The sequence below is a fragment of the Streptococcus sp. HMSC066E07 genome (genome assembly GCF_001814695.1).
GTDB lineage: Bacteria > Bacillota > Bacilli > Lactobacillales > Streptococcaceae > Streptococcus > Streptococcus hominis.
In genome coordinates, this window is the sequence record NZ_KV817436.1 from 1 (window position 1) to 8,056 (window position 8,056).

Annotated in this window: 9 protein-coding genes and 1 pseudogene; 4 read left to right on the forward strand and 6 right to left on the reverse strand. The window is 36.9% G+C overall.

What is annotated here, in order from left to right:
• Window positions 1-147: 147 nt before the first annotated feature.
• From HMPREF2984_RS04230 to HMPREF2984_RS04250, 5 genes and pseudogenes are all read right to left on the reverse strand, one after another.
• The gene (locus HMPREF2984_RS04230; RefSeq protein ID WP_049533151.1) at window positions 148-1,341 is read right to left on the reverse strand and encodes an MFS transporter; all 1,194 of its coding nucleotides are present in this window, start codon (window positions 1,339-1,341) and stop codon (window positions 148-150) included.
• 110 nt (window positions 1,342-1,451) lie between these two features.
• Complete coding sequence (gene asnS / locus HMPREF2984_RS04235; protein WP_049533165.1) at window positions 1,452-2,774, reverse strand: asparagine--tRNA ligase; 1,323 nt, start codon at window positions 2,772-2,774, stop codon at window positions 1,452-1,454.
• A gap of 43 nt (window positions 2,775-2,817) precedes the next feature.
• Window positions 2,818-3,173: pseudogene (locus HMPREF2984_RS04240) on the reverse strand (VOC family protein).
• A gap of 3 nt (window positions 3,174-3,176) precedes the next feature.
• Window positions 3,177-4,355: a pyridoxal phosphate-dependent aminotransferase gene (locus HMPREF2984_RS04245; protein WP_049533152.1), complete on the reverse strand. Its 1,179-nt coding sequence runs from the start codon at window positions 4,353-4,355 to the stop codon at window positions 3,177-3,179.
• Complete coding sequence (locus HMPREF2984_RS04250) at window positions 4,352-4,840, reverse strand: cell wall elongation regulator TseB-like domain-containing protein (RefSeq protein WP_049533153.1); 489 nt, start codon at window positions 4,838-4,840, stop codon at window positions 4,352-4,354. The genes HMPREF2984_RS04245 and HMPREF2984_RS04250 overlap by 4 nt, the downstream gene beginning before the upstream one ends.
• An 84-nt stretch (window positions 4,841-4,924) precedes the next feature.
• On the opposite strand from HMPREF2984_RS04250, the gene HMPREF2984_RS04255 reads away from it, so the two are divergent.
• Both HMPREF2984_RS04255 and HMPREF2984_RS04260 read left to right on the forward strand, forming a co-directional pair.
• Window positions 4,925-5,371 carry a MarR family winged helix-turn-helix transcriptional regulator gene (locus HMPREF2984_RS04255; protein ID WP_003029623.1) on the forward strand — a complete coding sequence of 149 codons (447 nt, stop codon included), beginning with the start codon at window positions 4,925-4,927 and terminating at the stop codon, window positions 5,369-5,371.
• A gap of 66 nt (window positions 5,372-5,437) precedes the next feature.
• Window positions 5,438-5,989, forward strand: a complete 552-nt coding sequence (locus tag HMPREF2984_RS04260; protein WP_070670587.1) for an NADPH-dependent FMN reductase — start codon at window positions 5,438-5,440, stop codon at window positions 5,987-5,989.
• Between the two features lie 47 nt (window positions 5,990-6,036).
• Here the strand turns inward: HMPREF2984_RS04260 and yaaA are convergent, their stop codons facing one another.
• Window positions 6,037-6,762: a peroxide stress protein YaaA gene (gene yaaA, locus HMPREF2984_RS04265; RefSeq protein ID WP_003042208.1), complete on the reverse strand. Its 726-nt coding sequence runs from the start codon at window positions 6,760-6,762 to the stop codon at window positions 6,037-6,039.
• Window positions 6,763-6,875: 113 nt separating this feature from the next.
• Here yaaA and HMPREF2984_RS04270 point away from each other — a divergent pair, with 113 nt between their 5' ends.
• Window positions 6,876-7,334 (forward strand): DUF1836 domain-containing protein, encoded by a 459-nt coding sequence (locus HMPREF2984_RS04270; RefSeq protein ID WP_049533154.1) that lies wholly within the window; start codon window positions 6,876-6,878, stop codon window positions 7,332-7,334.
• The gene (locus tag HMPREF2984_RS04275; RefSeq protein WP_049533155.1) at window positions 7,318-7,965 is read left to right on the forward strand and encodes a PAQR family membrane homeostasis protein TrhA; all 648 of its coding nucleotides are present in this window, start codon (window positions 7,318-7,320) and stop codon (window positions 7,963-7,965) included. The genes HMPREF2984_RS04270 and HMPREF2984_RS04275 overlap by 17 nt, the downstream gene beginning before the upstream one ends.
• The last annotated feature ends 91 nt before the right edge of the window (window positions 7,966-8,056 follow it).

An 8,056-nucleotide genomic window follows, 5' to 3' on the forward strand; every position in this document is an offset into this window, starting at 1 on the left:
CTTCTGTGTTGCACTTCATTTTACAACAGGGCAAAAAATAAGTATATAATTTTCCTTATATTTGCTGTTTTTATCATAAGCAGCAACAACTGATTGTATTCATTAAAAATTAGATATAAATCACTTCTGTAGATATTAAATAATGGACTAATTTTTGATTGATTTCAATTGTTTACGAATCATTTGAAAAACAATCACTAAAAGCGGCGTTAGCAAGATAAGAACTAGCCCTAATCCAATAAAAGTCTGATCAAAGCCAAAACTGTCAATCAGCCAACCAACAATCGGAAAAATGATAATCATGCTTAAACTGAACATCATTGAAGCAACACTTAACATGGTCGCTCTGGCTGAACTTGGTAAATACTGTTGCAAATCATTGTAAAAAATCGGTTGATACATGGCATACAGAGCATTCGTTACCAAATAAATAATAATATACATGAATGGTGTCCCCAAAAATGACAGTACATAAGCTGCTCCTGTCAAACTGACAACTACTGGAAAAATCCGAAAAGAATGCCATGTTTTCCCAATCTTACTAGCAAGAGAAACTGCCAAAATATTTAAGACACTACCAATCAACATAACTGTCGAAATCTGCCATCCTGCCAAGTCTGGCAATTGTTTTTGATAGTAAAAGTAAAACATGCACATTATTGTTCCAACAAATTGAAAAATCATCATCCATGTAAAAAGACTGGGATTATTTTTCATCTCTTCTCTCACAATCAAGATAATTTTTTTCATCGTCAACACTTCGTCATTTTTCTTTTTCATTGTTGGTTCTTTTATCAACCAAATCAGAATTAAAACAATAATAGAAACCGCAATCATGATATAATAGGTAATATACAAATATCCATGTACAAATAACCCCGCTAGTACCGTTCCTAAAGAGATTGCTGCCTCAGAAACACCTGACATCAAACTTGATATTTTCAAATAACGGTCTTTTAAACCAGCTTCTACAGCAGAGTCATATAGCAGTGCAGAGCTCGTTCCTGAATCAAAGTTATAAGACAAAGCATTGATTATCATTGCCATTGCATATATCCAAAAATCCCCTTGCCCTGTCAACATTAAAATAGATGATAAAATGCTAGTCAAGCGGCTTACGTACAGATTGGTCTTATAAGAAAATCGATCTGCCAACATGCCTGACGGAATTTCAAAAATGATGCCTGTTGCATGAAAAATACTCTCTAACAGCCCAATTTGCAGTAAAGACATACCATTTTGACTGAGGAATAAAATCCAAAAACTCGTAATACCTAAAAATCCTAAGAATTCCACTCCTGCCATAAGAGGAATATTTCTTTTGTAACTTCTCCTAAACATACTTTTTCCTTTACTAAGAAGAAATCGAACTTTCCGTTCAGTTTTATAACTTATTCATTTTTCATATTCTTTTAATTTTAAAAAAACGCCAATCGGCGTTTTTACATTTCCTAAGGCTCAATTCTGTGGAGCATACGTGGGAATGGAATGGCTTCACGGATGTGTTTCGTTCCTGCAACAAATGTCACCATACGTTCCAAACCAAGTCCAAATCCAGCATGAGGAACTGAACCATATTTACGAAGATCTAGATAGAAAGCATAGTCATCAGGGTTCAGACCATTTTCTTCAATCTTCGCTAATAATTTTTCATAGCTTTCTTCACGAGCTGAACCACCAATGATTTCTCCATAGCCCTCTGGTGCTAAAAGGTCTGCACAAAGCACACGTTCTTCGTTACCAGGAACAGGTTTCATATAGAAAGCCTTAAAGCTAGCAGGGTAGTTCACAACGAAAGTTGGCACACCAAAATAGTTTGAAATCCAAGTTTCGTGTGGTGACCCGAAATCATCATCTCGTTCGATATGCTCATACTCAGCTTCTTCATCATTTTCGTGTTCTTGTAAGAGGTCAATTACTTCATCGTAAGAAATACGTTTGAAGGGTTCTGCTACGTATTTTTTAAGAAGATCAGTATCACGTTCCAACACTTCAAGCGCATGTGGTGCACGATCCAAAACTCCTTGAATCAAAGCCTTCACATAAGCCTCCTGAAGATCAAGCGACTCATCATGAGTAACAAATGGATATTCTGCATCCATCATCCAGAATTCTGTCAAATGACGACGTGTTTTAGATTTTTCGGCACGGAAAACAGGACCAAAGTCAAATACACGACCAAGTGCCATAGCACCTGCTTCTAAGTAAAGTTGCCCAGATTGACTTAGAAAGGCAGGGGTTCCAAAATAATCTGTTTCAAAAAGCTCTGTGGAATCTTCCGCTGCATTTCCTGATAAAATCGGACTGTCAAATTTGATAAAGCCGTTGCGGTCAAAAAATTCATAGGAAGCATAGATAATTGCGTTGCGAATCTGCATAATTGCCATTTGCTTGCGTGAACGTAGCCATAAATGACGGTGATCCATCAAAAAGTCTGTTCCGTGTTCCTTTGGTGTGATAGGATAATCATTGGACTCTCCAACGATTTCAATATCCGTCACGTCTAATTCATATCCAAATTTTGAGCGCTCATCTTCTTTGACGATTCCTTTTACCAAAACAGCTGTTTCTTGGTTCAAGTGTTTGATGATATTAAATTTATTCAAACCCTCTTCTTCACCAAATTTTTCAAGGAAATTTGGCTTGAAAGCCACAGCTTGAAAAAAAGCTGTACCGTCACGCAATTGCAAGAAGGCAATCTTTCCCTTTCCAGATTTATTGGCAACCCAAGCACCAATCGTCACTTCTTCTCCGACATGATTTTTAACATCCATAATTGAAGTATATTTTGTTAACACGTTTTTTCTCTTTTCTATTTTATTTTTTATGATAAACAGCCTCAATGTTGTTCCCGTCTGGGTCTATCACAAAAGCCGCATAGTATTTTTACGTTCGCCAGGTGCACCATTATCCTTTCCTCCAGCAGCCAAAGCTGCTTGATAGAAAGCATCTACTTCTTGACAAGTTTGAGCACTAAAGGCAAAATGCATCGACTCTTGTTGACCAACATTTAGCCAAAAATCACCACCTGGATCCACATCTCGCGGTTCTGTGAAATTAACGACTTGCCCCGTATCAAATTGAAGGTGATAATTTAAAGGAGTTAAAGTGGCTTGATAGAAAGCTTTAGAAATTTCTAAATTCTTTACCTTAAGGGTAAAATGATCGATCATTTTTTAACCCTCCATAAACGCCTTGATACGATGAACGGCCTCTTTCAAGGTATCCATATCCGTCGCATAGCTCAGGCGAACATTCTCTGGCGCACCAAAGCCAGCACCCGTTACAAGAGCGACACCTACTTCTTCTAGAATAGCTGTTGTAAATTCTGTCACATCTGAATAGCCTTTCATTTCCATTGCTTTTTTTACATTTGGAAAGAGGTAAAACGCTCCTTGCGGTTTCACCACTTCAAAGCCAGGAACTTCTGCAAGCAAAGGATAAATGGTATTGAGACGTTCTTCAAAAGCCTGACACATGATTTCAACAGTATCTTGAGGACCCTTTAGAGCTTCAATCGCCGCATATTGGGAAGCAGCGGTTGGATTAGAAGTCGTTTGTCCAGCCACTTTACTCATCGCTGCAATGATTTTTGGTTCTCCAACAGCATAACCCAGCCTCCAACCAGTCATCGAATACGACTTAGATACACCATTGATAACAATTGTCTGCTTGCGAATAGCTTCAGATAAGCTTGAAATCGGTGTAAATTCATTTCCATTGTAAACCAAGCGGCCATAAATATCATCTGCCAAAATGAGAATATCATGCTCTACAGCCCAATTACCTATCGCTAATAACTCTTCAGCAGTATAAATCATTCCCGTTGGATTAGAAGGAGAATTGAGCACCAAAACTTTCGTTTTCTCTGTTCGAGCAGCCTCTAATTGCTCAACGGTCACTTTGAAATGATTTGCTTCTGTCGTTTGAACAAAAACTGGTACCCCTTCTGCCATCTTAATCTGGTCGCCATAACTAACCCAGCACGGTGCCGGAATAATCGCTTCATCACCTGGATTGATGACACTCATAAAAAAGGTATAAAGGGAGAACTTTGCACCCGTTGCAACGGTCACTTGATTTGGTTTAATCGTATAACCATAGTATTTTGCAAAATATGCTACAATTGCTTCCTTTAATTCAGGCAGACCACTGGTAACCGTATAAAAGCTAGCTCTACCGTCTTTTATTGCAGAGATAGCAGCATCTTGAATATTCTTCGGAGTTGGAAAATCTGGCTCTCCCAAAGTCAGCGAAAGGATATCACGACCTTGTGCTTTTAAAGCTTTTGCGCGCGCTGCTGCTGCTAAGGTTACACTTTCTTCCATATCTAAAACACGATTTGATAATATCATAGCCCCTCCTTGCTGAGCAATGTTCCTGTTTCAAATCCAACATTATAATAAATTGTTCCAGACTTGACTTCCCAGATTGGTTGCTCTTTTACATAGCCAAATGTCACTTTATCAATTTGTTTGGCACCACTCTCTTTAGCGATTTGTTTTGCTTTTTCTTGACTAATCCCTTTGGACAACTCATAAGTATAGATTTTATCACTATCTGCTTCTATTAGAACAGCAAGCTGCGTCTTTTTACGATTTTTCCCCAAAAGACTATAATAACTTTTTTCACCGTTATAAATAGCAAAGCGATCCACTTTATCCAAATCCGCATATTGACGAGCAATTCTACTAGCCGTTACCTTAGCTGATTGGTAAGGATCCATAGATAGATTTAAAATGTAAAGAAAAGAAAAAGTGAGAACGACCAAAACTATCATACTTCCGATAATATATTGCCAAATAATGAAATTTCTATCATTTTTTCTTCTATTTTTCACTCGTCCATTATACTATAAATAAGGATTTTTTTCTATCTTTTTCTAAAATTTGATTTTATTACTACTTATTGATAAAATACAGTTATGGACAAACTAACAAAACTTTTTCAAGAAAATCGTCTTGATTTAAAAACAATGATTGTTTTAAATAAAGCTATTCGCACGATTCGACCTTTTGAAAATCAAGCGGCAAAGCAACACAAATTGACTCCAACTCAATTTTCAGTCTTAGAAACCCTTTATAGCAAAGGGAACTTACGCATTCAAGACTTAATTGATAAAATGCTTGCGACATCTGGAAATATGACCGTTGTCATCAAAAATATGATACGGGACGGTTGGATTTTTCGTACCTGTGACCCATCTGATCGACGTTCTTTTTTAGTCGGATTGACACCAGAAGGACGTAGTAAAATTGAAGCGGTTCTTCCAGAGCATATTCAAAATATCCAGCAAGGATTAAGGATTTTAACAGAGCAAGATAAAGAAGATTTGATTCGAATTTTAAAGAAATTTAAAAATTTGAGCTAATTTCTTGCTAACTAGTGATATTTGTTGTAACATAAAAAGGTACAAAAGAAAAGGAGAGTGACTTATATGTCTAAAAAAGTACTATTTATCGTCGGGTCTCTTCGCCAAGGCTCATTCAACCATCAGTTAGCTTCTCAGGCTGAAAACATTCTTGCTGACAAAGCTGAAGTTTCTTATCTTGATTTCAAAGATGTTCCATTTTTCAACCAGGATATTGAAAGCCCAGCTCCTGCGGCTGTTGCCAAAGCTCGTGAAGAAATTCTCGCTGCTGATGCTATCTGGCTCTTCTCACCAACCTATAACTGGGCAATTCCAGGAGTTGTTAAAAATCTCTTAGATTGGCTATCACGTGCACTTGACCTTTCAAACCCATCAGGGCCTTCTGCTCTTAATGAAAAACTTGTAACAGTTTCCTCAGTAACCAATGGAACTTCTCCAGATGAAGTTTTCAAACATTATCGCAGCCTTCTTCCATTTATTCGCATGAAAGTTGTTGAACCATTTACTGGTGTTGCTGTAAACCCAGAAGCCTGGGGAACTGGTCAACTGACAGTTTCCGAAGAAAAACAAGCTGAACTCGCAGCTCAAGCTGAAGCATTATTAGCTGCTATTGACTAAAATAAGCAAAAAATGGAATGACACTTTTACATCATTCCATTTTTATTTTACTCCTTAACAAAGACATAGGTATTTATCGTAGACAAATCCTCTCGGAAAGCAAAGCCTGCAAATTGCAATTGTTTGATTTCTTCTTTGCTTCTTACTTGGCTTTCAATTAAAGCTGTTAAAAATTGCCCTCGCGCCTTCTTAGAAATAGTTGAGTGAACTTTCAAACTTCCTTCTCTATCTTCTAAAAATTTAAACCGAAGCATCTTATCACGCACAGATTTGGAAAACACCGTCTCAAACTCATTTGATAACAGAGACAAAATCATTTCCTCACCTGAAATAGCTGCATCATAATCGTTGCGCCAATAATTTTTTAGGCTTTTGCCAGAAATAGTACATTTCGCTGAAAAATCCAATCGATGAGGTGAAATCAACGCCATAGCTGGCATAACACCATATAGACCAGAAGTGATGAACAAATGCTTGTCTACATACCTCGACTTTTTCTCCGTTAAATCACTTCTTTTGATGTTTCGATACATAAGACCATCAAATAAATGTAGTGCTGGGTAAGTCAAGGCTTGCCCATTTTTTAATTGTTGAAAATGAACATACTCCTCTTCTGCTCGTTCCAGACCAATATGATAGAAATCTGCTAATTCTTCAATAGAATACTGTGACAGACTAGCTACAATTGTTTTTGTTTGCTCTGAAAGAAAACACTTGCCATGAGGTTTAAGGCTAAGATTCATTTCCTTTGCAGTTGGAATTAAAATTTTCATAATCTTATTGTATCAAAAGTTATTTTGCAGAACAAATGATTTTTCTCTTGACATTAGACAATTGTTATCATATAATCTAGTTATTAAGACTAGATAAGAAAGAGGTGGATATTTTGGAAATCACAAAATTCCCAACTTGGGAAGAACTACCAGAGTTAGATCTTTATCTTGATCAGGTTCTCCTCTATGTGAATGGTGTCAACGAACAAGCATTTCATAGCACGGATAAGCCTTTAACGGCTGCTATGGTCAATAATTATGTGAAACACGCCCACATTCCAAAGCCAATTAAGAAAAAATACAATCGTGTACAGATTGCTCGTCTGATTGTATTGACGACGTTAAAACCTGTCTTTCCAATACCAGATATTATCAAGACGATTCAACTTCTGGTAGACGAAAAAGATTCGGCCACTCTTTATAATGAATTTGTTAATTGCATGCAAGAAGAAAAAGCTGACACAGTCGCACCTGCTATTGAAGCAGCTTGCCAAACGGTGAAATTATTTCATCAAACAAAAAAATTAGCTCTAGCCTTAGAAAGAGGTAAAACAAATGAATCAAACGCTTAAACTCAGCAAACAACTCAGCTTCGGGGAAGAAATTGCCAATGCTGTCACTCACGCTGTTGGGGCTGTGGTTATGTTAGTACTGCTTCCTATCTCAGCCATTTACAGCTATGAAGAACATGGTATGCTTGCAGCTGTCGGAGTTTCAATTTTTGTCATCAGTTTATTTCTGATGTTTCTTTCTTCAACGATTTACCATTCAATGAGCTATGGTTCTACGCATAAGTATATTCTACGGATCATCGATCATTCAATGATTTACATTGCTATTGCGGGAAGTTATACGCCAGTCGTACTATCTCTTATGAACAATTGGTTGGGTTATCTTATTATCACAATTCAATGGGGAACGACCATTTTTGGTATTTTGTATAAAATATTTGCTAAAAAAGTTAATGAAAAATTTAGCTTGGCACTTTATCTTATTATGGGCTGGTTAGTGATTCTGATCATTCCGCAAATCATTGGTCAAACGGGACCTATTTTCTGGGGATTGATGTTAGCTGGAGGACTCTGTTATACTGTTGGTGCAGGATTTTATGCTAAGAAAAAACCATATTTCCACATGATTTGGCACCTCTTTATCCTAACTGCTTCTGCACTTCAATATCTTGCTATTGTCTATTTTATGTAAAACATTTTAAAAACAATCATTCTCTAAGTCGCTCTTCTTAGCAGAATGATTGTTTTTTTATGATAAATTGTAAAATATAGTGCAACAAAAA